A 23,723-nucleotide genomic window follows, 5' to 3' on the forward strand; every position below is an offset into this window, starting at 1 on the left:
CCATGGACGTTCTCGAACCCGTTACCGACACCCGCACGACCGTCGCGCGATCACACGGCGTCGAGGTACGCCTCGAGGGCCTCGTGCGCGCGTTCGGTCCGACACGGGCGCTCGACGACGTCTCGATCACCGTCAACCCCGGCGAACTCGTCGCCCTCCTCGGCCCGTCGGGAAGCGGGAAGACCACCGCACTCAGAGTCCTCGCCGGCCTCGAGCGCCCCGACCAGGGGAGGGTCGTCATCGACGGCGAGGACGTCACTCGCGTGAGCGCCCATCGACGCGGCATCGGCATGGTGTTCCAGGCCTACAGCCTCTTCCCCACCATGACCGCCCTCGAGAACGTCGCCTTCGGCCTCCGCCTCCGCAGGATGCGTCGCCCCGCCCGCACGGCTCGCGCACACGAGCTCCTCGAGCTCGTCGGGCTCGGCCAACTCGCCGATCGTCGACCCCACCAGCTCTCGGGGGGTCAAGCCCAACGGGTCGCGCTCGCTCGCGCACTCGCGATCGAGCCCCGCGTCCTGCTCCTCGACGAACCGCTGAGCGCGCTCGATGCCGCCGTGCGTGTGCGCCTGCGCGAGGAGATCCGTCGCATTCAGCTCGAACTCGGCACCACGACCGTCTTCGTCACGCACGACCAAGAGGAAGCCCTCAGCATCGCCGACCGAGTCGCGGTGCTGAGGGCGGGCCGACTCGAGCAGCTCGACACCCCGACACAGATCTACCATCGGCCGGCGACGCCCTTCGTCGCGTCCTTCATCGGCCGAGCCAATCGCATCCCGGCCCAGATGACCGAGAACGGGCGGCTCCTCGTGCTCGGACACGAGATCGACGCGCCTACCGCCGACCTCGCCCCCGGCACCCGGCACGTCGCACTCATGCGGCCCGAATCGCTCACCATCACACCCGCACCGGACGGTACGGGCCGCATCCTCGGCCTCGTGTTCCGAGGTGCAAGCACCGACGTCACCGTGGCGTGGCCGACGCTGCCCGATCCGCTCGTCGTGACCCTCGCTGGCGAGCCAACCGCCGACCTCGCCCCCGGCGCCCGCGTCGAGGTCGTCCCCCGCGGCACGGTGCTCTTCGTCGAGCGTGCCGAGGAGCGTCCATGACGACCGATCGCACCATCGCGACGACGGGCCCCGAGCCCTTCGTGACGACTGCTCCGGCGCCCGGTGAGCCGCACCGTCGCCTCGGCGAGCGTGGCTCCCTCCACGAGCACGCCAACGGCGCACCGATCGTTCTCGGCACCCTCTGGCACCTCACCGACCTCCACGTCACCGACCCTTCGAGCCCGATCCGCGCGCCATTCCTCAACCACCTCGGCGAACCGAACGGTCCGCTGCGTACGCGCATCGGCCGCGTCGGCACCTATCGACCCCACGAGGCGGCGAGTGCCCACGTCCTCGCCGCGATGGTCCGCCAACTCGGATCCATCACCCGTGCGCCCGTGTTCGGTGGTGCCGTCGACCTCGTCGTCGCGAGCGGCGACCTCGCCGACAATGCCCAGGCCAACGAGGTTGCAGCGGCGAGCGCGCTCCTCAGCGGCCGTGAGGGGACGCTTAGGGCTCCGGGCCTCGCCGATCCCTTCGAAGGGCCGGGCGGGCTCGACGACGATCCGCACTACTGGCACCCAGAGGGTGAGCCCTTCGACGAGTGGCGCACGAGGCGCGGCTTTCCGCAGATCGAAGGGTGGTGGTCGGCACTGGCGGCGCCCATCCCGCTCGCCACGCACGATCTGCCGGTCCTCTTCGTCGCCGGCAACCACGACCTCCTCCTCCAAGGCACCGTCCCAGCATCGCCCCGCCTTGCCCGAGCCGCGATGGGGGGGCTCGCACCCACTGGCGTCGCAGCCGACCTCGATCTCGCGCACGCCCTCGCCGACCACGAGCGGACGGCACCGGACCCCTGGCGACTCGTGGTCGGGGCTCCACACCGTTGCGTCGCTCCGCTCGCCGAGCGCGCACCACTCGCCGCCATCACGAACGACTACCCCTTGCCTCGCAGGATCGACGTCGGCGCGCTCCGTCTGCTGGTACTCGACACGACCAACCCGTGGGGTGGCTGGCAAGGCTCGCTCGACGCGGCGTCGGTTCGCTGGCTCGTCGACGAACTCGACAGCGCCCACGAACGACGGCTCGACGACGAAGGCCGCTGGGTACCCGCAGGAGGCTCCGACGTCGCGGTCGTGCTCGTCACGCATCATCCGATCGAGACTCTGGTCAACACGACCGTCCCAGAGGAGGAGCGGCCACGAGTCGGCGGATCGTCCCTCGCTGCGCTGCTGGATCACTACCCGAACGTCATCGCCTGGCTGGCCGGGCACACCCACCGACACCGGGTACGGTGGGTGCGATCGAGGCTCGGCCCCTACGGGATGCTCCACGTGACGACGGCGTCACTCATCGACTGGCCCCAGCAAGGCAGGATCATCGAGGTGGCCTTCGACCCTCGAGCGCAGCGCCTCGTCGTCGCGACGACGGTCGTCGACCACGCTGGTGCCGTCGGCATACCAGTGTCGACACCGGCTTCGATCACCGAGATCGCCGGGATCGCCCGCATGCTCGCCGCGAACGACCCCGAGCGCCTCGGAGAGCGCGAACCACCAGGACGCGGTACCCCGAACGACCGTAACGCCATCTGGACACTCCCGATCCCTCCAGGGCTCGCGCGCCAGCTCGCGCGTCGCGGCGACGGATGGACCGCGTTCGCCCCGGCCACACCGAGCATGCCGCCAGCGGCTCCCTAACTGCCGAGATCTGCGAGGCTCGCCCGGAGCGCGCTACGGAGGGTCGCGACGAAGCGCTCGTCGACGGCTCGAGCCTCCTGCCACAACCGATCGAGTGTCGCCGGCTCGAGACTCGAGCGCCGTCGCTCGATCGCCACGAGGCGGGTGTGGAGCTCTTCGTGCACCTGGCGGAGGAGCGAGCGCGCACCCTCGTCACCGATCAGTCGCTTAGCATCGCTAGCCAACCACCGACCCAGGTGGCAGTCGTCGAGGCTCGCGGCCATCCACGTCGCGCCCTCGTCGTCGCGCTCGTCGACGACGGCGGCCTCGAGGCGACCCATCAGCGCGTGGTGGACGCTGAGCAGCGGACCGAGCCCAGCGCGCTGGAAGAGCGGGTCCTCTGCTCGCGGGCGGTCGTGCCACCGTGACCCCTCGAGGTCGAGCCATCGGGCAACGGCCTCGGCCGGCATCGGCCTGGCGAGATGGAAGCCCTGGAGACTCACCTCGCCGAGGGAGCGTGCCACGCGCTCGAGGTACGCATCCTCGACGCCCTCGATGACGATCCGACGACCGAGGAACAGGGCGGCTTGCACGCTGGAGACGACGATGCCGAAGTCCGCCGCGGACGTCAGCATGCCGCGCACGAAGCTCTGGTCGATCTTGACCGTCTGCGCAGGCAGCTCCCGCAGGTACCGGAGCGAGGCATGGCCGACCCCGAAGTCGTCGATGGCGATGGTGAGTCCGAGTTCGGCGATCGCCTCGAGGACGTCGTCGACTGCACGGGTGTCGCCGAGTGCCGCCGTCTCGGTGATCTCGAGTTCGACGAGCCTCGTCGGCACCGGACCAAGGCGCTCGAGCGCGCTCGCCACATCGTCGACGAAGCGAGGATCGAGCAGGTGCTGCGGCGAGATGTTCACCGAGACCCCGAAGGTGAACCCGGACTCGTGCCACGTGGCGAGCTGCGCGAGGGCCTCCTCGAGCACCCACCGACCGACACGACGCGCCAGCGCCGGATGATCGAGCGCCGCTCCGAAGACCGCCGGCCCGATACGTCCACGGTCGGGGTCGTCGATACGGATGAGCGCCTCCATCGCCTCCACCGCCCCATCGGCGCTCACGATGGGCTGGTAGTCGAGTGAGACCCGTCCGCGCTCGAGCGCGACGACCACCATGGTGCGGGCCTCGTCGGCACGCCGAGCCGCCACCTCCATCGCCGGAACGAACACCGAAGCTCGATCACCACCGTGGGCCTTCGCGTCGTAGAGCGCGAGCTCTGCATGACGCACCAGCCCCTCGACCGTAGCCCGGTCGGCTGGGAAGCTCGTGATCCCGACGCTCCCGCTCAGCTGGGGCACCCCGAGACGATCCCAGTCGAGGTCACGGATCGCACCGATCCAGCGCTCCGCCTCCGCCGCGAGCGATGCCCGACCCGATCGCCCCGGCAGCACCAGCGCGAACTCGTCGCCACCCATCCGCACGACGAGGTCACCCTCGCGCGCGACCCCTGCGAGCGCGTGCGCCACCACTCGCAGGACCCGATCGCCCGTCTCGTGTCCGACGAGGTCGTTCACCTCCTTGAAGCGATCGAGATCGAGCAAGGCGACCGCAACCGGGTCCTCGGTGGATCGCGATGACCGACACAGCGTCTCGAGGCGAGGCGTCAGCACGCTGCGGTTCGCGAGTCCGGTGAGCAGATCTCGCTCGGCGACGTGCAGCAAGTTCAACGCGAGTACACCTGCCTCTTGGAGCGGTTCGAAGTAGTCGAGTCCGACGCGGCGCGCAAAGCCCGACGCCGTGACCACGACACCGAGACCGCGGGCCGGACCCGCCGCAAAGGGGACGAGCACCACCTCGCCGAACGGAAGGTTCCGGACGCTGTCCCAGCGCGGTACGAGGCGATCGCCCACGTCGAGCACGATCGGCTCAGACGACCGGCGCCCCTCGAGCACCGACTCGAGGGGCGCGTCGACGACGGTCGTCGGTAGCTCGCGTCGTAGTGCCGCAGCGAGCCCCCCTCCCGCGGCAGCCAGCGTCCAGTGCCCGCTCGCCGGATCACGCAGCACATAGGCCACGAGCACGATCTCCCTCGAGCGCTCAGACACGAGTCGACACAACGTTTCGAGCATCGCACCGACCAGCGAATTCGTCTGGTCGATCGCATTCGCGCTCCCGACACGAGCCGCGGCCTCCACGAGCGCGTCGAAGACGGCCACACGATCTCGAACCGTCGCCTTGGCCGCGCGCGCGAAGCCCTCGAGCTGGAGCATCAGATCGGCGATGACGATGCGTGCCAACGCGTCGAGGAGGGGGACGCGATCGGCGATGGGCACCTGGTGTTCGACGAGCGTGCCCCAGTGCTGCCAGTAGACGACGTAGCCGGCGGCCAACCACGCCGGATCGACGTGCCACGTGAAGTGTCGTCGGCCCAGCTCCTCGGTGCCTCGGCGCCAGGCCTCATCGAAGCGACGATCGAGAAGCTGGGTCGCGTGTTGGGCCTGGAGGTCGATGAGACGCTGGATGGTCGGCACCGAGAAGCCCGCGAAGACCGCACGGGTCTCGGGATGCGCGAGCACGAGGTCGTAGAAAGCCGCAGCGAGTGCCGGAGCCTCGGACGCCAACAGATCACGGTAGCGCTCGACGAGCCTCCAATCCTCCTCACCGAGATCGATGAGCTCGGTGAGGGTCGTGCGTCGTCGGGTGTCGGCGATGAACCGCCTCCGCGGGATCCGACGGTCGCCGAGACCGCCGACCACCCAGGCACCGTACGAACGTCGCTCTGGCATGTACCACACCTGCCCGCGCCGAAATCCCCACAGCGCACTCACGTGCTGGGGGCATCGACCACCTCGCGGTCACCCGTACCGTTGGCACGCCCCGCGCCGCACGCGGACGCCACGCACACCTCGTGCTGGAGCCTACCATGAACGTCGACGAAGGCTCGGAGACACCACCGCGCCCAGCGGGAGCTGCACAATCCTCGGACGAGCCTCGTCGCAGGCCATGGCCGCAACCGACGGACCCGCCCCAGCACAACCACGACGGACGAGAGGACGGGCTCAGCCCGGAACCCGCAGAACCGACCTTCGGTCGCACGCCGACGACGTGGCATCACGTCGCCCACCGTGGGCCGCCGGGGTCTCGAACCCCGCACCTTGGGATTAAAAGTCCCCTGCTCTACCGGATGAGCTAGCGGCCCATGGCCATCAGCCTACCTGCGCAGTTGCCGTGCGCCAGGAACCACGAGCACCGCGAGCGCGACTCGAGCCCTCCGCCACCGGGCCGACACGCATCGCCGAGATCTCGAAGGGCCGTCGCGTTCTCGACGTGCGAGCTAGAATCCCGTCGGCTCGGACAGAAGGAACGACACCATGGGCACGACGAGAGGACGCACGACGACCGTGCGGCCGAGAGGTACCACGATGCGGATCGCCGCTCTGGCGGCGACCGCCGCGGCGATGCTCGCTGGCTGTGGTGCCACGACGGCCACGTCCACGACGTCGACGGCCGCATCCTCGAGCCCCAAGCCGCAGCCCATCGCGGCGACGCACCTCCCCGACCCCTGTTCGCTGGTGACGACCAGCGAAGCGAGTGCGGCTCTCCAGGTGCCCCTTCGCCAGACACAGGACGAATCCACGGCGGGATACCGCAGCTGCGACTGGGTCAACACGACGAGCAGCCTGAGCGCGGGTCGCGGCTCGACGATGAACCTCTACTTCTATCCGGGCCCGACGATCTCGCAGGCCAGCGACTACCGCGCCCTGGAGGCGCAAGGGCACTTCGCCCCTACCGAGATCGACGGCTATCCGGCCATCGTGGCGGGCGCCGAGTACGAGGTCGACCTCGGCAGCGTGCTCGTCACCGGTGTCGCGTTCTCGACGGTGTCGCCGCAGGCATCGAGCGGCGCCGAACGCACCACCATCGCGACGGCGATCCGACGCCTCTGCACACTCGTCCGCTGCGTGGCCTGAGCGCGTCTAGGAGCCCTCTGAACAAGCCCCTCCCTGGTGGTGGCTGAGCACGCCCACCCAGCCCGGGAACGAGCCCAGCTGACCCGTTCCCATCTCGCTCCTCACCCTCTCCTCCTCGCCCCTCCTGTGGGGCGAGGAGGAGAGGACCCGAGCGCCTCTCAGGTGGCAAGCACCCAGCCACCACCCACCCGGGTGAGCCCCAGGCGAAGGAGCACCTTCAGGTTCCAGGTGGCACAGAGCAGCTCGAAGTGGAGTCGGTTGCGCACGAGCCCCAGGTAGCGCAGCCTCGCGCCGGAGAGCTTGCGTTTGAGCTGTGCGTGGATCCGCTCGACGTTCGGTCGGGTGCGCTGATAGTCGAGACGAACGGCAGGGTCCCCAAAGTGCGCCCGCTGGCTGATTGCGTGCCAGGTGGCAGGGGTGAAGGTGAGGACCCGTCCTCGCTTCGAGCGCGTGCAGCGATCCCGGAGCGGACAGCCGGTGCAGTGCTTGACAAAGGAAGCACGACCCTTGGCGGAGATGGGTACTCGGTGTCCTTGGGGACAGCTGACCCATCCCTCCTCGACGACGAAGTCATCGATGGTAAAGCCACCAGGGACCGCCATGGCAAGGGGCCGAGGCTTGATCACCTCGTCGTGGCCACGAGCGGCGAGCTCGTTGGAGACCTCGCTCGTGGCATAGGCGCTGTCGCCATAGACCGTGCGCGGGCCGTCCTCGTCACGAAGGAGCTCGCTCGCCACTGCTGCGTCCGGCACGGTGCCCTTCGTGATGGTCGCAGCGGTGACGATGCCACTGTCTGGCTCGACGGCCACGTGGCCCTTGTAGCCATCGATGGCACGGGCACGGGACTTGTGGACGTGGCGAGCGTCAGGGTCCACGGTGGAGATGACCCTGTCTGTGGCTACCCGCCTCGCGATGCGCCAGCGACCTTCCTTGGCATCGACACACTCCACGTCTTGGCCCGCCACGAGCCCAAGGAGACCAAGGGCTTCGGTCTGTGGCTCGGTGAGGGATGCGAGCTTATCTGCATGGGCGAGGTGGGCAGTGGCATCGGCGACGAGGGCACTCACCGTGCGCACCACTGCCTCTTCGTCCCGATAGTCGATGGCAGGCTTTGCGCGGGTGTAGTCGATCGCTGGTGACAGAGGAATGTCGCGTAGTTCGGGGATCAGCCTGCGTACCCGGTTGATCTGGGCGACAAGTTGGGTCATGGTGTCTTGGGTGGCAACCGCATCGGCGAGCACGGTGGAGTCGACGACGCGCTTCGTCTTGCCCTTGAGCACCCCCGTGGCACCGATCACCTCGGCCACGAGCTCGCCGATGAGTCTTGGGGTCTCGGAGGTGGCGATGCGCCTGCGCCAGTAGGTGAGCACCGTGGGGTGAAAGCCTGGGTCCTCGAGATCAAGACCAAGGGCGTACTTCCAGCGGAGGTTGTAGCGGACCTGCTCTGTCGCCTCGGTGTCCGAGAGCCCCTCGAGCACCTGGAGCACCATGACCGCGAGCACCCTCGAGGCGGGGATGGAGGGTCTGCCGGTCGTGGAGGGGTAGAGATGGCGGAAGCGCTCGTCGGGGAAGAGCTCTCTGCGGTGCTCGGCGAGGAAGGCGTAGATGGACCCTGGCTCGATGAGCGAGGAGCAGAAGGCCTCCGTCGCGGTGAGGTGTGCCTGGTCTGATTCGGTGCCCAGCATGCAAAAAGTCTAGCTGAGCTGGGCAAATGGCGCTTGACAGGCGGAGGGAAGCGCTTCCCGTAGCCGCCCTACGTGGAGGAGTTGTTCAGGGGACTCCTAGCAGTCGCACTGTCGATGTGTTGATCTGCTTGTCGTCAACCTCGAGCGTCCGGCCTTCGACAGCGAGCCCTAAGGGCGTTGGCTTCAGGCCGTAGCTCGACTTCACCGACGCGAGCGCTAGAACGTCGCCGTGGGAGCCGAGAAGAAGCACGGATCGGGCGGCGGCGGGGAAGGCCCTGGAGCCGAGCAGACGGTCCAGCGGTGCGGCCCCACTCGCCTTGGTCAAGTGACCGATCCCGACGATGGTTGCCCCGGCGTCACAGGCGATGCTACGCAACCGGCCGAGCACCGCCCGAACGTCCGCGTCACGGTGCGTGTCAACCCTCCCACCGAGCGCACCCGACAGCGGCTCGACGATGACCAAGCGAGCATGATTGTCGAGCACTGTCCGCCGCAGCCTCTCGAAATCGGCAGGGAAACTGACGGGGACTGTCGTGAAGCCGAGCATGCGCGGATCGCCGCCCGCCGCCAGGTACCGGGGCCCCAGCACACTCGTCGCGTTATCTTCGCTGGAAGCGTCGAGCGTGACGGCGGGCTGGCCGAACAGGGCACCCGGCAGTTCCCCGCGACACAGCCGGGCCGCCAGCTGCAGCAGAGCCTGTTGCATGAACCTCCGCGGCGATCTGCAAACTCCCTGGTAGCACGCGTGTGAGATCCACCATCTCAACAGGCTCGATGGCGAGGATTGGGCCCGTGGCCTACAACCTGCTCACCTCAGAGCGCCACCAGCTTTACCTGTTGCCGGCGTCGATGGCGGACTGGCTGCCTGAGGACCATTTGGCGTGGTTCGTGCTGGACGCTTTGGAGGAGATGGACCTTTTCGCCTTCTACGCCGATTACCGAGCCGATGGCTGGGGCGGCGCAGCGCACGATACGGCCACGATGGAGACGCTGTTGCTCTACGCCTACTGCGTCGGGGTCCGCTCGTCGCGCCAGGTCGAGCGTGCGTGCCACGTCGACGTCGCCTTCCGGGTGATCTGCGCCGGGCTACTCCTCGACCACACGACGATCGCCCGGTTCTGCCATCGTCACGAAGAGGCCTTGGAGACGATCTTCACCGCCTCGCTTCGTCTGTGTGCGAAGGCAGGGATGGCCTGGGTCGGCCTCGTGGCGCTCGATCGGACGACGATGGCCGCTCTCGCATCCCTGCAGCGCAACGTGATCAAGGACACGATCGACGAGGCCGTCGAGAAGATGTTCGCCGAGGCGAAGGACATCGACGAAGCCGAAGACGCCACTTTTGGCGAGGCCCGCGGCGACGAGCCCCCTGCCGTTCTTCGTGGACGCCGGGACCGGCGCTGACGCTTCAAGGCGGCCAAGGAGGTCCTCGACAAAGAACTGGCAGCCGAGCGCACGGCCCACGAGGCCCATCTGGCCAAGCGGGTGGACGAGGAGGAACGACGGGGCAAGAAGCTGCGGGGCCGAAAGCCCAAGACGCCGAAGGACAAGGCCGGCGCGAAGGAGGAGAAGGTCAACACGACCGACCCGCAGTCCAAGGTCATGTCGACGAAGAACGGCTTCCTCCAGGGCTTCAACGCGTAGGCGGTCGCCAACAAAGACCAGGTCATCCTCGCAGCCTCGGTCACCGACGAGCAGAACGACAAGGCCCCACTCCACCCGATGATCGAGGCGATCAGCGAGTCGCTCGACAAGGCAGGGATCGATGAGCGGCCCGGAAAGCTCCTCGCGGATGCCAGCTACGCGTCGGAGGAGAACTTCGCCGCCCTTGGGCCAGACGACCCCGACAGCTACGTGGCCGTTCGCAACATGAGGAAGAACCCAACCCGGCGCACCGGCCGGCGCGGACCGCTCAGGAGGAACGCGACCTTCCTCGACAAGATGGACCCCAAGGTGTCGAACAACTCGGGGCGGGACCTCTACAAGCGACGCCAGGCGATCATCGAGCCGATCTTCGGCCAGATCAAAGACGTCCGCAAGATTCGCTCGTTCATGCGGAAGGGCAAGTCCGCAGCGGACTCGGAGTAAAAGCTCATCTGCGGCACCCACAACCTCTTGAAGCTCTCCCGGCGCGCCCTTGCCACGCCGGGCACCGTGCCATTCAGCCGGCTGGCGATGACGACAGCCAGATGAAGGCCAAGTAGCAAGAGCTCAGCGGCCCTCCGTGGCCATCATTCCCGCGTTCACCAACGATCAGCCGTCCCTGCCGTCGCCCTGGTGGAACCTGCCGAGGCGGAGCCCGCCGAGAGGAGCAGAGTTCACGCAACAGCCTCATCTGCCCCCAATAGGCCGTTTCAGAACCCTATGATGCGTGTCATGCCTTCCAACACCATCACAAGACGCCGTGCGGGGGCGAGCCCCGGCGGTTTGCGCCGTCTCGTCTCCCTCCAACAGCGTGTTACCGGCAGCCGCCAGGCTGCCGCGGTCCGCAACCAGCTGGTCGCCGAGCTTCACGCCCAAGGGGTGCCCACACGGGTGCTCGCCGAACAGTTAGGGATGAGCGTGCCGGGCGTGCAGCGCATCATCCACCTCCACACCCGCGCCGGCGGCTAACCTGCAGCGTCGGTGAGCGAAAGGTTACCGCCTGCCCCCCCGCATGGGGGGAACCTCCCTGACCAAGCAGCCCCCCGCCGTAATGGCGGGGGGCCTTTCCGCGTCAACAGCAGCTCAACGGCGGCTCAGGCGTAACACCAGGAACGTGACACCGAGGATCACGTCGACCGCCACCCACAAAGCGATCACGATCCCTGCCCCGATCGTCGTGCCCACATCGGCGGCAGCCTGGCAGGTTTGGGTGGTGAGCGTCCCGCAGTGGGTGGCGTGCGACCCCGAGTGGATTCCCACCACCAAGCACACGATGAAGATGGCTTAGACGGCGAGGAACACCCAGCGGAAGATTCGCCGTCGCCGGCGCGGGGTTGTCGGCGTCTCAGACTGTTGCATCGGTTTGCCTCCCCCTCCTTCACCGGGAGCGTGGCCCCCGCAGCGGTCACTATAGCCCCGCGACGCTGGCAGCGCCCGCATCGAGGTAGGATCGGCCCTCCATCGCCAAGCGCAAACGACGACTGGCTCTACCGGTGGTTGCGACACTCCGACCATGATGGTCGGTGGACAGGTAGCAACCACCGGTGGTGGGTTTTAGCATGCCAGGTCGACGCCTCGGGTTGGAAGAGTGGGAGGAGATCCGGGTCGGGTTGGTGCGAGGCGAGTCGCTGCGGGTGATCGCCCGGCGGCTCGGGCGGCCGGTGTCGACGATCGCTCGCGCAGTGGACCGCAACGGCGGTTGGATACGCTATGTGGCGGCTTGTGCGCAGCGTCGAGCGAAACGCTGTGCTCGTCGGCCCAAGCCACCGCGGCTGGTGGAAGACGCTGCGCTGGCTCGGCGTGTCACTCGGCGCTTGGTGGAGGACCAGGAGTCGCCGATGACGATCGCTCGAGCCAAGGACGTAAGTCATGAGACGATCTACCAGGCGAGCTACCCAGGAGACCGCGGGCTCGATCCAGGGCTGTGGCGTCATCTGCACCACCAGCGCCGCCCTCGCTGGCGGTGAGGCTTCCCTGGGGAGCAAAGACGCTTCGTGCTGGGCCAGTTCCAGCCGATCCACCAGCGCCCAGCGGCCGCCGCTCGCCGCACGCAGATCGGGCATCTCGAAGGTGACCTGATCATCGGCGCGAAAAACGCCTCGCCGGTCGTCACGATCATCGACCGCACCACACGCTTCTGCCTGCTTGGGGCATTGCCCGACGGCTACGACGCAGCATCTTTGGCGTCGTGTGTCATACGGCTGCTGCGCTCGATCCCTGAGGCAGGCCAGCGCACCCTCACTTGGGATCAGGGCCGAGAGATGACGCTGTGAGCGGACATCGAACATGTTCTCGGCACCCCCCTCTACTTCGCTGATCCCCACGCCCCCTGGCAGCGTCCCGTCAACGAGAACTTCAACGGCCTCGTGCGCCGCTGGCTGGCGAAGAGCACCGACCTGTCCATCTACTCCCAAGCCGACGTCGACGCCATCGCCCGCCGCATCAACCACATGCCACGCCGCTCCCTCAACTAGGGCCACGCCCATCGCCACTACTACGATGCCCTCGTCGCGATGACCGATTGAACCGGCCCTGCGTTGGAGCGAACGCTTCACTCTCGGATAAATAGATCATCAACCGAACTCGCTACTTTGTACTGTGCCGGGTTCTCGCGATCCTTGAGCGCCTCGAAATGCGCCTTGCCGCAGTCAATCTTCGCCTTTTCCTTGCCACGCAAGTCGTCGGCGACCACACTGCCCTTGGTCTCAACGACAAAGTAAAAGTAGAGGCGCTCCTCGCCTTCCTGCTCGACGACCACCGCCCAGTCAGGGTTGTATCCGCCCAGCGGCGTCGGCACGGTGAACCAGCCCGGGAGTTTTGCGTAGACCTTGATATCACGGTTGTACTCGAGCTGCTGGGCAAACGTTAGCTCGGTGTCGGAGTCGTAGACCACCTGCTCATAGACCGACTTCTTGGCCTCGAAGAGATTCTTCAGGTAGCCGGTCAGCTCCTCACTTTCGAACAGCTCCCGCGCGTAGTAGTGCTCGTCACCCAGGCGCTGGTATTTGATGCCATCAACCATCGCCTTCCGCTTGCAGCGGTTAATAGTCTCTGCCGCCAGCTCGATGAACCGCTGGGGATTGCGCTTGAAGTCGGCCAGACGCCTACTTTCCGTCAGGACGCGGTAAATCGTGCGGCGCGTGAGTTGGGTCCGGTCTTGAAGCTCGGTAAGCAGGTCCGGCAGATCGATGTCCGTTTCCTCGAGCCCTACGGGCGCCCCACGCTCGCGCTCGGCGGCTACCACGCCGGCCTTGCCGATGGCGATATCCGCCTTTCGCCACTGGAGGCTCACCTTCGGGATCGCCGGCATTTCTTTGAGCGCTTTGATGCACGCCTCCACGAGCGCTTCGTTGTCGAATTTCACCCGGTATGTGGTTTTGTCCTTGATGCGGTCCCACAGCGCCTTGAACTCATCACTGATATGGACCTCCCCGCGAACACGCACCTGCCGACGCTCGTCGGCGTTCTTGATCTCAAGCCGCCCGGCCGCCTTCTTGAGGACATCCGTGATTTGGTCACGCTGCGCGGCGAACTCCTCGGGCACTTCCACGGTGCCGTCCCTGAGTGCCCTTCTGAGTGAATCCTGCACCCGTCCTTTGGCGTCGATGTAGCCATAGGCCTTGAAGGACTCCCACAACGCCTTCGACCGTTCGATGCCGAGCGGCGAGGCTTTGCCATTCGCATCGGTGACCACGATGTGAGCGAACTGGTCCGCCTCGACAATGCCGAACCGGATGCCGGTATCCTCCTCGATTTCCTTCTGCAAGTTCTCGGCGAAGTCCTCGTAGCTCTCCGTAGCGATCACGGTCAGTGTATTGACATCGAAGCCCCGCACACGCTCGCCGTACTGATTCACGCACAAACGCAAGCCGCGCCCGATGGTTTGCCGCCGTTCGCGCTCCGTACGGATGTCTCGCAGGGTGCAGATTTGAAAGACGTTGGGGTTGTCCCAGCCTTCGCGCAGCGCCGAGTGCGAGAAAATAAACTTGATCGGCGTCTCGAGGGAGAGGAGCTTTTCCTTGTCCTTCATGATGAGGTTGTAGGCCCGCTCGGCGTTGTCGCGGCCCGCCTCGTTGTTCTCGGCAGTATCCGTCCAGCCGCCTTTCTTGTCGATGGAAAAGTAGCCGTTGTGAACCTTCTCGGCTTCGCGGCTCACATCCACCCCTTTGAAGAGCGGTTCATACTCTGGCAGGTTGGCAGCTCGTCGGTACTCTTCCTCGAAGATGCGGGCGTAATCACCTTTCACGGGGTTCCCGGCCGCGTCATACTGGCGATACTTGGCGACTTCGTCGATAAAAAAGAGCGACAGCACCTTGATGCCCTTTGGTAGCAGGCGCATCTCCTTGTCCAGGTGCTCGCGAATGGTTCGGCGAATCAGCTGGCGCTGAACGGCCAGCATGTCCACGTCTCCCCAGGCCTGCCCCGGCTTGAGGAAGTGCTCGCCGCCGGGGACGCGCAGCTCCATGTACTCATTTCCCTTTTCGACCCGGATTTCGCCGATACGGTAGCCGGCGTAGATCGCGCGGCCGGCGATCTCTTCCAGGTCGTCGCCGTCCTGAACCTTCACCTCCCGCCGCTTGACCCCACCGCTGTCGGTCTTCACGTCCAGCTCGACCTTCGCTGAAATGATGCCGCGCTTGTTCGACACCGAAACCAGGCGCACGTAGGGCTTGTTGTGGGCATGTTCGACCGTGGCCGAGGCCACCTCGATCTGCTTGACCAGCCGCTTCTCGTAGGCGTCCACAGCGTCCAGCCGGTAGACCATGTGGTGCTTATCCACGTGGGTGGCCGAGTAACGCAGGGTGCAAAGCGGATTCATGGCGTCGAGCGCTTCCTTGCCGCGCCCCTGAAGGCCGCCGTCCACGCTCTGAGGCTCATCGACGATCACAATGGGCCGGGTGGCCTTGATCAGGTCGATGGGCTTTTCACCGCCTGTCTTCTCGCTTTCCTTGTAGAGGTTGTTGACGTCTTTCTTGTTGATGGCCCCGACGGTCATCACCATGATCTGGATGTTCGCGCTGGTGGCGAAGTTGCGCACCTGCCCGAGTTTGGAGGAGTCGTAGAGGAAATAGTCGAAAGGCACGCCGGAGTACAGGCTCTTGAAATGGTCTTCGGTGATCTGAAGCGTCTTGTACACACCCTCCTTGATGGCAATCGACGGCACCACGATGACGAACTTGGTAAAGCCGTAGCGTTTGTTCAGCTCGAAAATGGTGCGCAGATACACATAGGTCTTGCCGGTGCCGGTCTCCATCTCCACAGTGAAGTCACCTGATGCGAGTGATTCCGAGGGCGGCAGGCCGTTGCGGAGTTGGATGTCGTTCAGGTTCTTGAGCAGCTCGTCGTCGAGCAACATCAGACGGTTGCCGATGCCAAGCTCGTTCTGCGCAACGCCGAGGCGCATCTGGGTGTCCGCGGGATCGCGCGTGACCGTGAACTCGGTGCGGCAGATCTCCTGCCCGCGGAACAGATCGCACACAGCCTCTATGGCCTGCCACTGGTAGTCGAGGTTCGGTTCAAAGTGCAGTTTCATCACAAGCTCCGCACGTTAGCGATGCCGTTCTGGTTGAGGATGGCGGCGAGGTTCGTCTTGGCCTCGTCGTCGGCAAAGGCGCTGTCCCGGAAGACGCAGGTGGTCTCGCCCGCCGGGGCGAGTTCCTTGCGCCACCCGACGATGCCCTGGCCAAGCGCCTCCACGTCGTCGACCGCAATCTCCTCGGACAGGCAAGCGATCAGCACGCCATAGCCTACGGCATAAACCGTGTATTTCTTCCCTTCTGTCCCCTGACTCTTGACTTCTTTCTCCTGTATCGGCACGCACAGATCGAGGCCAAGCTTGAGCAGCAGTTCGTAAAGGATGTCCGCCTCGCTGCGGCCTTCGACAATGTGATCCTGGTGCGCAAACAGCTCCGCCTCAAGGTCATCAGGCTTGGGGTTCCAGGCGCGGATGTTGGATGTGTCCAGCTTGAACACGCGAAAACCGAGGTCGCCCGCAAACTGCGGGTTCTCATCCTGGATCTTCCTGGCGGCACGGCGGAGACGTTCCTTGGTCAGCTCAGCGATGTTGCGCGGCTTTCCGAGCTTGTCGCAGAAGTCTGCGGCGACCTTCTGTTCCTTGTTCTCTGGGTCGACAGGCTCCGGGAGTTGGACAAGGATATAGCGACGGTTGCCGCCGTCGGCGGCGTTCTGTGCCATGACCGCATGGCCGGTGGTTCCGGAGCCGGCGAAGAAATCCAGGACAAGTTCTTTCTCCTTCACCCCAGCTGCTGATGCCAAGTACTCGATTAACCCCCGCGGCTTTGGATTGTTGAAGACCGTTGCCTCGAAAAGTTGCTGAAGCTCTTCAGACCCCTTTTCGTTGTAGCACGTATTATCGTCAAGAAGGTCGTTCAGTAACTTTGCTTGATCTAGCTCCTCAGGGAGCATTGTTCGACGGAGCCCTAAGTTGCGCGTTACAAAGAGCGTCCTATCAAGGGTTTCTTGATTGATTCTCCACGGACCCCTGATGCGCACATCCCTCGCGACTCTCCCATCCGTAACCTTAAGGTCGTCAAGCAATTCAAACGAGAGGCTGCGGGCCGCGTAGGTGCCCGCATTGTACGTTCCATCGCCACACTTGGCAATAGCACCGGAACGTAGCACTCGCACGCTTACTGTGTTGCCTTCGTTGAACACGGGGCGTGTCCCATCGGATACTTGACCCGCACTAAGTGGGGCGGCGGCATCTGAGCGAACGTATGCGACAACGTAATCGCACATGTCGGTCATTCGCTTCCTCAGGAAAGCGGTCTTCCTTGCCGCGCGACGCTTGATAACGCCGCAGAAGTTTTCCGCACCGAACACTTCGTCACACAGAGTGCGGAGGTGTCCGATTTCCCCATCGTCAATGCTGATAAAGAGCACTCCATCTTCCCGCAATAGGTTCCTCGCCAGCTTCAGCCTCGGATACATCATGTTCAACCAGTCGGTATGAAACCGCCCGCTGGCTTCGGTGTTGCTGCTGATCTTCCGCCCGCCCTCCACCTGCCCCGTCAGCTCGAGGTAGTTCTTGATGCTGTCCTGGAAGTTGTCCGGATACACGAAGTCCTTCCCCGTGTTGTACGGCGGGTCGATGTAGATGAGCTTCACCTTGCCCGCGTAGCTCTTTTGCAGGAGCTTGAGCACTTCGAGGTTGTCGCCTTCAATCACGAGGTTCTGCGTGGTGTCCCAGTCCACGCTGTCTTCGGGCGCCGGGCGCAGCGTCCCGGTCGAGGGCGTGAGCGCGAGCTGTCGAGCCTGGCGTTTGCCGTGCCAGTTGAGGCCGTACTTTTCATCGCAGTCGGTGACGGTGGCATCACCCACGAGCTGCTTGAGCACGTCAACGTTGACCGCCGCGCCGTTGGGTCCCTCGGTGATGAGCTCAGGGAACAACGCCTTGAGCTTGGCGACGTTCTCCGCCACCAGGTCGTCGGAACGGGCTTCGGGGTCGGCGGGCGTCAGTTTCTTCATTGTCTCCTCCTTTATAGTCTTTCGCGAGCGGCCGCGCGGGCCGCTTCGGCGCGCTTGAGTTCCAGGTTCAGTTCCACCCGCCGGGACATCTGTTTCTCCCTGGCGGCAGCAGTGCCCAGGCGGGCGATCTCGGCGTCCAGTCGGGCGCATTCGCGCAACGCCTCCTGCCGCGCGGCGGCGTGATCGGCATCAGAGGCAAGGACGAAGACGCCCGTCACGCGGGCCGCCTTGAGCGCGAGCAGGGTATCCATCCAGCCCTGATAGAGGGCGTAAAGGGCGGTTCTCGGTTGCCGCCCCAGCGCCAACGCGGCGGAAAAGGCGGGCCAGGGCCCGGCGTCGCGCTCGGGACTCAGTTCCGCGACAACCAACTCGCCGTCGAGCACCGTCTTGCCCGCCTCGTTCTGCGCCCAACGCTTGTGGGCGGCGGAAAGGTCGGCCTGCGCGCCGAGTTCGGTGATCAGCAGCAACGGATAGGGCACGGCCCGATGCACCAGCTCCACCAGGCGCTGCACCTTGGCCCCGGCGCGCAGGGTCAAGCGAAGCACGGCGATTTCCAGGTACTCGCGTATGGCGTCCCGATATTCGGCCACGCCGATGGTCGCGGGCTTGAGCGCCGCAACCCAGACCAACTCCTCGATGCTCTCGTTGATCTGCCGCTTGTCGGCGCCCGTGGGCGCGCCGTTTTCAAGGAGCAGCGTCTTGGGCACGCGCCGGTCCACGCGGCAACTCGCGGGAAGGTCGAGGGCGGCCAGGATCGCGTCAGCGTTCATTCGCCCGCCTCGGGCAAGATCACAAGATAGGCCGCCACCTCGAAGTCGTTGATGCCGGCAAATTCGCCTTTGAGCGCGTGCGTCCCGCCCGGAGAAAAAAGGCTGGCGACGGCCCGCTCCTCGTTCTTGCGCACCACCGAGGCGACGGCGGCGGCCAGCAGCCGTTGCGCGGAGCGCATGTCTTCGCCTTGCTTGGTGGCCCGGTCGAAACGGGCGCAGGCTCCGACATCGGGCAGATCGCGCCCGGCGCAGAGGCGCTTCAGCCGATCGAGGATTTGCTTGGCCTGGGTGTGGGGAAGCAGTACGGTGCCGTCCTCGCCCACGTGAACGAGGTAGTGCGGAGCCAGTGGATAGCCCGCCTCGACCGTTCGCTTCGCCGCCTCACCCTCAGCCCGCAGGCAGAAGATGATGCCGGGCGGTATCTCGGCCTCGGTCGTCGTCGTGACCGCGTAGGTGCCGAGCGGCAGGTTCTCCAGCACGCCGGGGTGCGCCTTGCGGAACTCCGCGAGGTCGATGCGAAAGTCGGTCAGCGTGAGATCGGCGATCGAGACACCGGTCGAGAGGTCCTCCAGGTCGATGACCGCATCCTGGAGCTTGAGGAGCTGCTTGCGGCGGTACTCTAGGTCGTTCATCTGGTTGCCGGACTGCTGCTCGATGAGGTTTTCCTCGCCGGTCGCCGAGATGTCGAGGAGCACCATGCGGCCGCTCACGCGCTGCTCCAGGTTGATGTACTCCTCTAGCTCCATGTTGGGCCAGAAGTTGACGAGCTGAATGCGCTCGTTGGGCGAGCCGATGCGGTCGATCCGGCCGAACCGCTGGATAATGCGCACCGGGTTCCAGTGGATGTCGTAGTTGATGAGCCAGTCACAGTCCTGGAGGTTCTGGCCCTCGGAGATACAGTCGGTGGCGATCAGGAGGTCGAGTTCGCCTTCGTCGGCCAAGTCTTCCGGCCGTTCCTTGGAGCGCGGCGAAAAGGCCGTGAGGATGGAGGCGAGATCCTTGCGGAGCTTGGGCAGGGTGGTCTGGTTGTAGCCGGTGCCGGTGACCAGGGCGGTGTCGATGTCGAGCCGCTTTTTGGCCCACGGGGCGAGCTGGTCGTAGAGGTAGCGGGCCGTGTCCGCGAAGGCCGTAAAGACGATCAACTTCCGGTTGCCGGGGTTGATGGGGTTTTCGGCCTTCTGCTCGATCATTTTCCGAAGCGCGGCGAGCTTGGCGTCACGCGAAGCGTCCACCTGCCCAGCGGCGGTATGGAGTTTGACTAGCCGGTTGCGGTCTTCGATCAGGTCCTGCTTCCAACGGATAAGATCCAGGTCCTTGAGGAGGACCTTGACCTTGCGGCCGACCAGGAGACTCTCGAAGGCGGGGTCGTCGACATCCAGGTCTTCGATGTCAATTTCCTCCATCTCCTCGGCGTGGTTCTCGATCCGTTCCAGCGTCGCCTCCACGTCTCGGAGCTGCCGCTCGACGGTCAGGGCGAACGACGGCACGGCGCTTTCCATGCGCTTAAGTACGTTCACGCGCAAGAGATGGATCAGGCTCTCTTCGCGGTCCACCTGCCGGAAGAAGCCCGTGCCACCCTTGACCTCGGTGCTGTACTTCTTGTCGTAGGCTTCCTGCTTGTGCGGAAGCACGTACCGCAACGGCGCGTAGGCGGACAGATTCAGGCGGCGGATTTCGAGGTTGATGTCGCGGATGGGCGGGAACTTGCCCGCCAGGTCCACGTCGGCCTTGATGTTGATCGGCTTCAAGCGGTCCGGGAATCGTCCCGTCTCGGCGATGCCGTAGTATTTTTCGATGTGCTTGCGCGACCGGGCGATGGTCAGCAGGTCCAGGAGCGTGAAGTAGTCGAAACCCAGCATCTCGATCAACCGCGACGGCGTGCGCTCGGACTCGTCCAGGTTGAGCCAGCGGTTGAACTGTTGCTGCGCCAGGCGGGTGGTGCTGTCGATGCTTCCGACACCGTGGTCGCGCAGGGCCGTGTCGTCGCCCTCGGTGGCAAAGGCAATCTGGTTGCGCAGGTCGGCCATGCGGTTGTTGACCGGAGTGGCGGAAAGCATGAGGACGCGGGTCTTCACGCCCTCTTTGATGATCTTGCGCATGAGTCGGTCGTAGCGCGTCTCACCGCCCTTCTGCGGTGTGCGCTTGTTGCGGAAGTTGTGCGACTCGTCGATCACAACGAGGTCGTAGTTTCCCCAGTTCACGTCCGCGAGATCGATATCGCCGGAGAGTCCGCTATCGCGCGACAGATCCGTGTGGTTCAGAACGTCGTAGTTGAAGCGGTCCGGGGCCAGGAAGTTGCGGCGGTCGTTGGCCTTGTAGAGCGTCCAGTTGTCGCGCAGGCGCTTGGGGCAGAGCACGAGCACGCGATCGTTGCGCAGCTCGTGGTACTTGATGATCGCTAGTGCCTCAAAGGTCTTCCCAAGGCCGACACTGTCGGCGATGATGCAGCCGCCGAAACGGTTGAGCTTGTCGATGGCTCCGATCACGCCGTCACGCTGAAACTTGAAAAGCTTCTTCCAGACCACCGTGTTGCGGATACCAGTCGCGGTCTTGACCACGCGCTCCTCGTCGAGTTCTTCTCCTCGGTCCCGGAAGATGTGGTGCAGGATCAAAGCATAGACGAGAAGCGGGTCCCGGTTCCCGGCCAGTTCTTTCAAGCTGTCGATCAATGCGGTCTTCGAGGCAGGGTCGGCCGCAAGGGCGGACCACTGTGCATCGAACCACTCGCTTAGTAACGTGGCCTCTTCGAGTGTCTCGGATGCCTGGATCAGGTTCATCGGATTGCCCGGCGTCAGGCCGAGGCCGTCCGTGCTGAACGCCAGCGAACCGAGGAGCGCCTGTACGGGGCGGCCGTTTGAGTTGCGGATGACGAACGCGCCTTGCGGGATGGGGCTCAACGCGCGGCGGACTTCCGCCTTGTTCTCGATCCACTGGAGCAAGCGCTTCGCCAGCCAGCGGGATTGCAGGCGGTTGCGAGCGGGACGGTCGGCAGCCGTACCCAGCATCGCAAGATCGGAACCGTTCGGCGGCAACACCAGGCGGCAGCCTTCCAGTTCCCGCGCCTCGCGATTGACCTCCGCGAATGCGAAGAGCGACAAGGCGGGCGTGAGCACGTCGAGCCGATGACTGCGCCCGATCCCCAGACGGATCAGATCGATCACGCGGTCCGTGCCGGTGTTGCGGATGAACTTCATGCCGCTCTTACCCCTCGTCCACAATAGAGTAACTGGCTCTACCGGTGGTTGCGACACTCCGACCATGATGGTCGGTGGACAGGTAGCAACCACCGGTGGGGGTTTTAGCATGCCAGGTCGACGCCTCGGGTTGGAAGAGTGGGAGGAGATCCGGGTCGGGTTGGTGCGAGGCGAGTCGCTGCGGGTGATCGCCCGGCGGCTCGGGCGGCCGGTGTCGACGATCGCTCGCGCAGTGGACCGCAACGGCGGTTGGATACGCTATGTGGCGGCTTGTGCGCAGCGTCGAGCGAAACGCTGTGCTCGTCGGCCCAAGCCACCGCGGCTGGTGGAAGACGCTGCGCTGGCTCGGCGTGTCACTCGGCGCTTGGTGGAGGACCAGGAGTCGCCGATGACGATCGCTCGAGCCAAGGACGTAAGTCATGAGACGATCTACCAGGCGAGCTACCCAGGAGACCGCGGGCTCGATCCAGGGCTGTGGCGTCATCTGCACCACCAGCGCCGCCGTCGCTGGCGGTGAGGCTTCCCTGGGGAGCAAAGACGCTTCGTGCTGGGCCAGTTCCAGCCGATCCACCAGCGCCCAGCGGCCGCCGCTCGCCGCACGCAGATCGGGCATCTCGAAGGTGACCTGATCATCGGCGCGAAAAACGCCTCGGCGGTCGTCACGATCATCGACCGCACCACACGCTTCTGCCTGCTTGGGGCATTGCCCGACGGCTACGACGCAGCATCTTTGGCGTCGTGTGTCATACGGCTGCTGCGCTCGATCCCTGAGGCAGGCCAGCGCACCCTCACTTGGGATCAGGGCCGAGAGATGACGTTGTGAGCGGACATCGAACATGTTCTCGGCACCCCCCTCTACTTCGCTGATCCCCACGCCCCCTGGCAGCGTCCCGTCAACGAGAACTTCAACGGCCTCGTGCGCCGCTGGCTGGCGAAGAGCACCGACCTGTCCATCTACTCCCAAGCCGACGTCGACGCCATCGCCCGCCGCATCAACCACATGCCACGCCGCTCCCTCAAGTAGGGCCACGCCCATCGCCACTACTACGATGCCCTCGTCGCAATGACCGATCGAACCGGCCGCCTCACGCGCGTTCCCCAGCACCGCGCGCAGCGCTACCAGCGCCCCCTCCAGGCGGTAAACCGTCGCAGCCGGCGCCACCAGCTCGCCGGCCCTGACCCTCTTGAGCAAGACTGCAACCTCATCGGCCAGCTTCTCGACTTCAGCCTTCGTCACATCGCCACCTTCAGGGTCACTTCACTCCACCGCGGTCGTCGAGTGCCAACCCACCCCCACCCCAGCTGCTACCCATCAGTAGTCAACCCACCCCACCCCAGCTGCTACCCATACGTAGCAACACGGCTGAGGGGCGCAAAAGTTACCAACGAGTAACTATCAGGGTAACTATCAGGGACGCGCTTGGTGCCCGAGATCGTGGGTCGCGCGCACGGGCCTCGTCACGGCTCCCCGGCGAGGGCGTGGTACGCAGCCTGGATAATAGGAGCCGCCCCTTGGCCCGCTACCGCCGCCAGCGGGTCAGGCTGGGCCTCGCAGTACGGCCTCGGCCTCATCGAGCACCTCGTCCTCGCTGGCCCACTCGTCGGGGTCGAGGTCCCACGGCGCGGGCTGCGGGAACGGCTCGCTCGGGTCGGGCGGCGGGGCCAGGTCGAGCACCCGGTCGGGTACGTCCGGTGGTCCGTCGTCCCACGGCTCGGGGGGCTCCAACTCGACTGGCTCGCCGCCAAGAGGATCATCCGCACTTGATCCTCTTAGAGTTGATCCTCTTAGAGTTGATCCTCTTAGAGTTGATCCTCTTAGAGTTGATCCTCTTAGAGTTGATCCTCTTAGAGTTGCGTCAGTCGCGGGCTCGGGGTCGCCGCCCTCGCCGTGAAGGACCGACAAAACGGGGCGATCCCGGGCCTCATCGAGGCCCCACCACCACTCGCCCGCCCGGCGGATCGAGCGAACCCGGAGGGCGCTCTTGGCTCGCTTTAAGGTGACCAGCGAGTACCCCGCGTGCGCGGCCAGGTTGGCCACCTCCTGCGCTCGCATCGGCCCCTCGGCCAGCTGGTCTCGGAGCCACATCTCAGCCGACCGCAGCCGGCCGCCCCCGTGTTCGCCACCGGCCTTCGGCAGAAGGTCGACCGGGTCAACGTCGACCGGCCCTAGGAGCCCTCTGAACAAGCCCCTCCCTGGTGGTGGCTGAGCACGCCCACCCAGCCCGGGAACGAGCCCAGCTGACCCGTTCCCA

The 23,723-nt window shown here is 65.4% G+C and carries 22 protein-coding genes and 1 tRNA gene; 12 read left to right on the forward strand and 11 right to left on the reverse strand.

Annotated elements, in window-relative coordinates:
- Positions 1-2: 2 nt before the first annotated feature.
- Complete coding sequence (locus tag AFER_RS07120) at positions 3-1,109, forward strand: ABC transporter ATP-binding protein (protein WP_015798793.1); 1,107 nt, start codon at positions 3-5, stop codon at positions 1,107-1,109.
- Positions 1,106-2,746 (forward strand): metallophosphoesterase family protein, encoded by a 1,641-nt coding sequence (locus AFER_RS07125; RefSeq protein ID WP_015798794.1) that lies wholly within the window; start codon positions 1,106-1,108, stop codon positions 2,744-2,746. Before AFER_RS07120 ends, AFER_RS07125 begins: the two co-directional genes overlap by 4 nt.
- Here the strand turns inward: AFER_RS07125 and AFER_RS11110 are convergent.
- The 3 genes from AFER_RS11110 to AFER_RS12670 form a co-directional block, all read right to left on the reverse strand.
- The gene (locus tag AFER_RS11110; RefSeq protein WP_049755391.1) at positions 2,743-5,508 is read right to left on the reverse strand and encodes an EAL domain-containing protein; all 2,766 of its coding nucleotides are present in this window, start codon (positions 5,506-5,508) and stop codon (positions 2,743-2,745) included. The two genes, AFER_RS07125 and AFER_RS11110, sit on opposite strands and share 4 nt — an antisense overlap.
- 340 nt (positions 5,509-5,848) lie before the next feature.
- A tRNA-Lys gene (locus AFER_RS07140) sits at positions 5,849-5,921 on the reverse strand.
- 135 nt (positions 5,922-6,056) lie between these two features.
- Positions 6,057-6,260, reverse strand: coding sequence for a hypothetical protein (locus AFER_RS12670; RefSeq protein WP_041661755.1), 204 nt, complete (start codon positions 6,258-6,260; stop codon positions 6,057-6,059).
- On the opposite strand from AFER_RS12670, the gene AFER_RS07150 reads away from it, so the two are divergent.
- The gene (locus tag AFER_RS07150; RefSeq protein ID WP_245526035.1) at positions 6,181-6,693 is read left to right on the forward strand and encodes a DUF3558 family protein; all 513 of its coding nucleotides are present in this window, start codon (positions 6,181-6,183) and stop codon (positions 6,691-6,693) included. The genes AFER_RS12670 and AFER_RS07150 overlap by 80 nt on opposite strands.
- 158 nt (positions 6,694-6,851) lie before the next feature.
- On the opposite strand, the gene AFER_RS07155 is transcribed toward AFER_RS07150, so the two are convergent.
- Complete coding sequence (locus AFER_RS07155; protein ID WP_015798797.1) at positions 6,852-8,378, reverse strand: IS1182-like element ISAcfe2 family transposase; 1,527 nt, start codon at positions 8,376-8,378, stop codon at positions 6,852-6,854.
- Between the two features lie 85 nt (positions 8,379-8,463).
- Positions 8,464-9,084 (reverse strand): AAA family ATPase, encoded by a 621-nt coding sequence (locus tag AFER_RS07160; RefSeq protein WP_015798798.1) that lies wholly within the window; start codon positions 9,082-9,084, stop codon positions 8,464-8,466.
- Between the two features lie 68 nt (positions 9,085-9,152).
- Between AFER_RS07160 and AFER_RS11115 the strand changes: the two genes are divergently transcribed.
- The 4 genes from AFER_RS11115 (at position 9,153) to AFER_RS07170 (ending at position 10,988) form a co-directional block, all read left to right on the forward strand.
- A complete protein-coding gene (locus AFER_RS11115) occupies positions 9,153-9,779 on the forward strand; it encodes a transposase (protein WP_083769335.1) in 627 nt (208 codons plus the stop codon).
- Positions 9,780-9,860: 81 nt separating this feature from the next.
- Positions 9,861-10,019 (forward strand): hypothetical protein, encoded by a 159-nt coding sequence (locus tag AFER_RS12375; RefSeq protein WP_171788966.1) that lies wholly within the window; start codon positions 9,861-9,863, stop codon positions 10,017-10,019.
- Between the two features lie 24 nt (positions 10,020-10,043).
- Entirely contained in the window at positions 10,044-10,463 is a 420-nt protein-coding gene (locus AFER_RS11120) for a hypothetical protein (protein ID WP_342606824.1), read from the forward strand.
- Between the two features lie 288 nt (positions 10,464-10,751).
- Positions 10,752-10,988, forward strand: a complete 237-nt coding sequence (locus AFER_RS07170) for a hypothetical protein (protein WP_143711976.1) — start codon at positions 10,752-10,754, stop codon at positions 10,986-10,988.
- 114 nt (positions 10,989-11,102) lie between these two features.
- Here the strand turns inward: AFER_RS07170 and AFER_RS07175 are convergent, their stop codons facing one another.
- Positions 11,103-11,282 (reverse strand): hypothetical protein, encoded by a 180-nt coding sequence (locus AFER_RS07175; protein ID WP_218914777.1) that lies wholly within the window; start codon positions 11,280-11,282, stop codon positions 11,103-11,105.
- A gap of 296 nt (positions 11,283-11,578) precedes the next feature.
- On the opposite strand from AFER_RS07175, the gene AFER_RS12950 reads away from it, so the two are divergent.
- From AFER_RS12950 to AFER_RS12955, 3 genes are read left to right on the forward strand one after another with little or no spacing between them, the layout of a single operon-like run.
- Entirely contained in the window at positions 11,579-11,986 is a 408-nt protein-coding gene (locus tag AFER_RS12950; protein ID WP_049755394.1) for a helix-turn-helix domain-containing protein, read from the forward strand.
- A 27-nt stretch (positions 11,987-12,013) separates the two neighbouring features.
- Positions 12,014-12,292 (forward strand): DDE-type integrase/transposase/recombinase, encoded by a 279-nt coding sequence (locus AFER_RS11130; protein WP_049755395.1) that lies wholly within the window; start codon positions 12,014-12,016, stop codon positions 12,290-12,292.
- Positions 12,293-12,298: 6 nt separating this feature from the next.
- Positions 12,299-12,493 carry an IS30 family transposase gene (locus AFER_RS12955; protein ID WP_049755396.1) on the forward strand — a complete coding sequence of 65 codons (195 nt, stop codon included), beginning with the start codon at positions 12,299-12,301 and terminating at the stop codon, positions 12,491-12,493.
- A gap of 77 nt (positions 12,494-12,570) precedes the next feature.
- Here the strand turns inward: AFER_RS12955 and AFER_RS07185 are convergent, their stop codons facing one another.
- The 4 genes from AFER_RS07185 to AFER_RS07200 are packed head-to-tail and all read right to left on the reverse strand — an operon-like array spanning position 12,571 to position 21,471.
- Positions 12,571-15,552 carry a type III restriction-modification system endonuclease gene (locus AFER_RS07185; protein WP_015798801.1) on the reverse strand — a complete coding sequence of 994 codons (2,982 nt, stop codon included), beginning with the start codon at positions 15,550-15,552 and terminating at the stop codon, positions 12,571-12,573.
- Complete coding sequence (locus AFER_RS07190) at positions 15,552-17,507, reverse strand: site-specific DNA-methyltransferase (RefSeq protein WP_015798802.1); 1,956 nt, start codon at positions 17,505-17,507, stop codon at positions 15,552-15,554. Before AFER_RS07190 ends, AFER_RS07185 begins: the two co-directional genes overlap by 1 nt.
- Positions 17,508-17,518: 11 nt before the next feature.
- A complete protein-coding gene (locus AFER_RS07195) occupies positions 17,519-18,277 on the reverse strand; it encodes a DUF4391 domain-containing protein (RefSeq protein ID WP_015798803.1) in 759 nt (252 codons plus the stop codon).
- Positions 18,274-21,471: a helicase-related protein gene (locus AFER_RS07200; RefSeq protein ID WP_015798804.1), complete on the reverse strand. Its 3,198-nt coding sequence runs from the start codon at positions 21,469-21,471 to the stop codon at positions 18,274-18,276. The genes AFER_RS07195 and AFER_RS07200 overlap by 4 nt, the downstream gene beginning before the upstream one ends.
- Before the next feature lie 109 nt (positions 21,472-21,580).
- On the opposite strand from AFER_RS07200, the gene AFER_RS12960 reads away from it, so the two are divergent.
- Both AFER_RS12960 and AFER_RS12965 read left to right on the forward strand, forming a co-directional pair.
- Positions 21,581-21,988 carry a helix-turn-helix domain-containing protein gene (locus tag AFER_RS12960; RefSeq protein WP_041661758.1) on the forward strand — a complete coding sequence of 136 codons (408 nt, stop codon included), beginning with the start codon at positions 21,581-21,583 and terminating at the stop codon, positions 21,986-21,988.
- 27 nt (positions 21,989-22,015) lie between these two features.
- The gene (locus AFER_RS12965) at positions 22,016-22,294 is read left to right on the forward strand and encodes an IS30 family transposase (protein WP_049755397.1); all 279 of its coding nucleotides are present in this window, start codon (positions 22,016-22,018) and stop codon (positions 22,292-22,294) included.
- 714 nt (positions 22,295-23,008) lie between these two features.
- On the opposite strand, the gene AFER_RS11695 is transcribed toward AFER_RS12965, so the two are convergent.
- Entirely contained in the window at positions 23,009-23,524 is a 516-nt protein-coding gene (locus AFER_RS11695) for a pentapeptide repeat-containing protein (protein ID WP_015798806.1), read from the reverse strand.
- Positions 23,525-23,723 lie beyond the last annotated feature (199 nt).

The organism is Acidimicrobium ferrooxidans DSM 10331 (assembly GCF_000023265.1).
Classification (GTDB): domain Bacteria; phylum Actinomycetota; class Acidimicrobiia; order Acidimicrobiales; family Acidimicrobiaceae; genus Acidimicrobium; species Acidimicrobium ferrooxidans.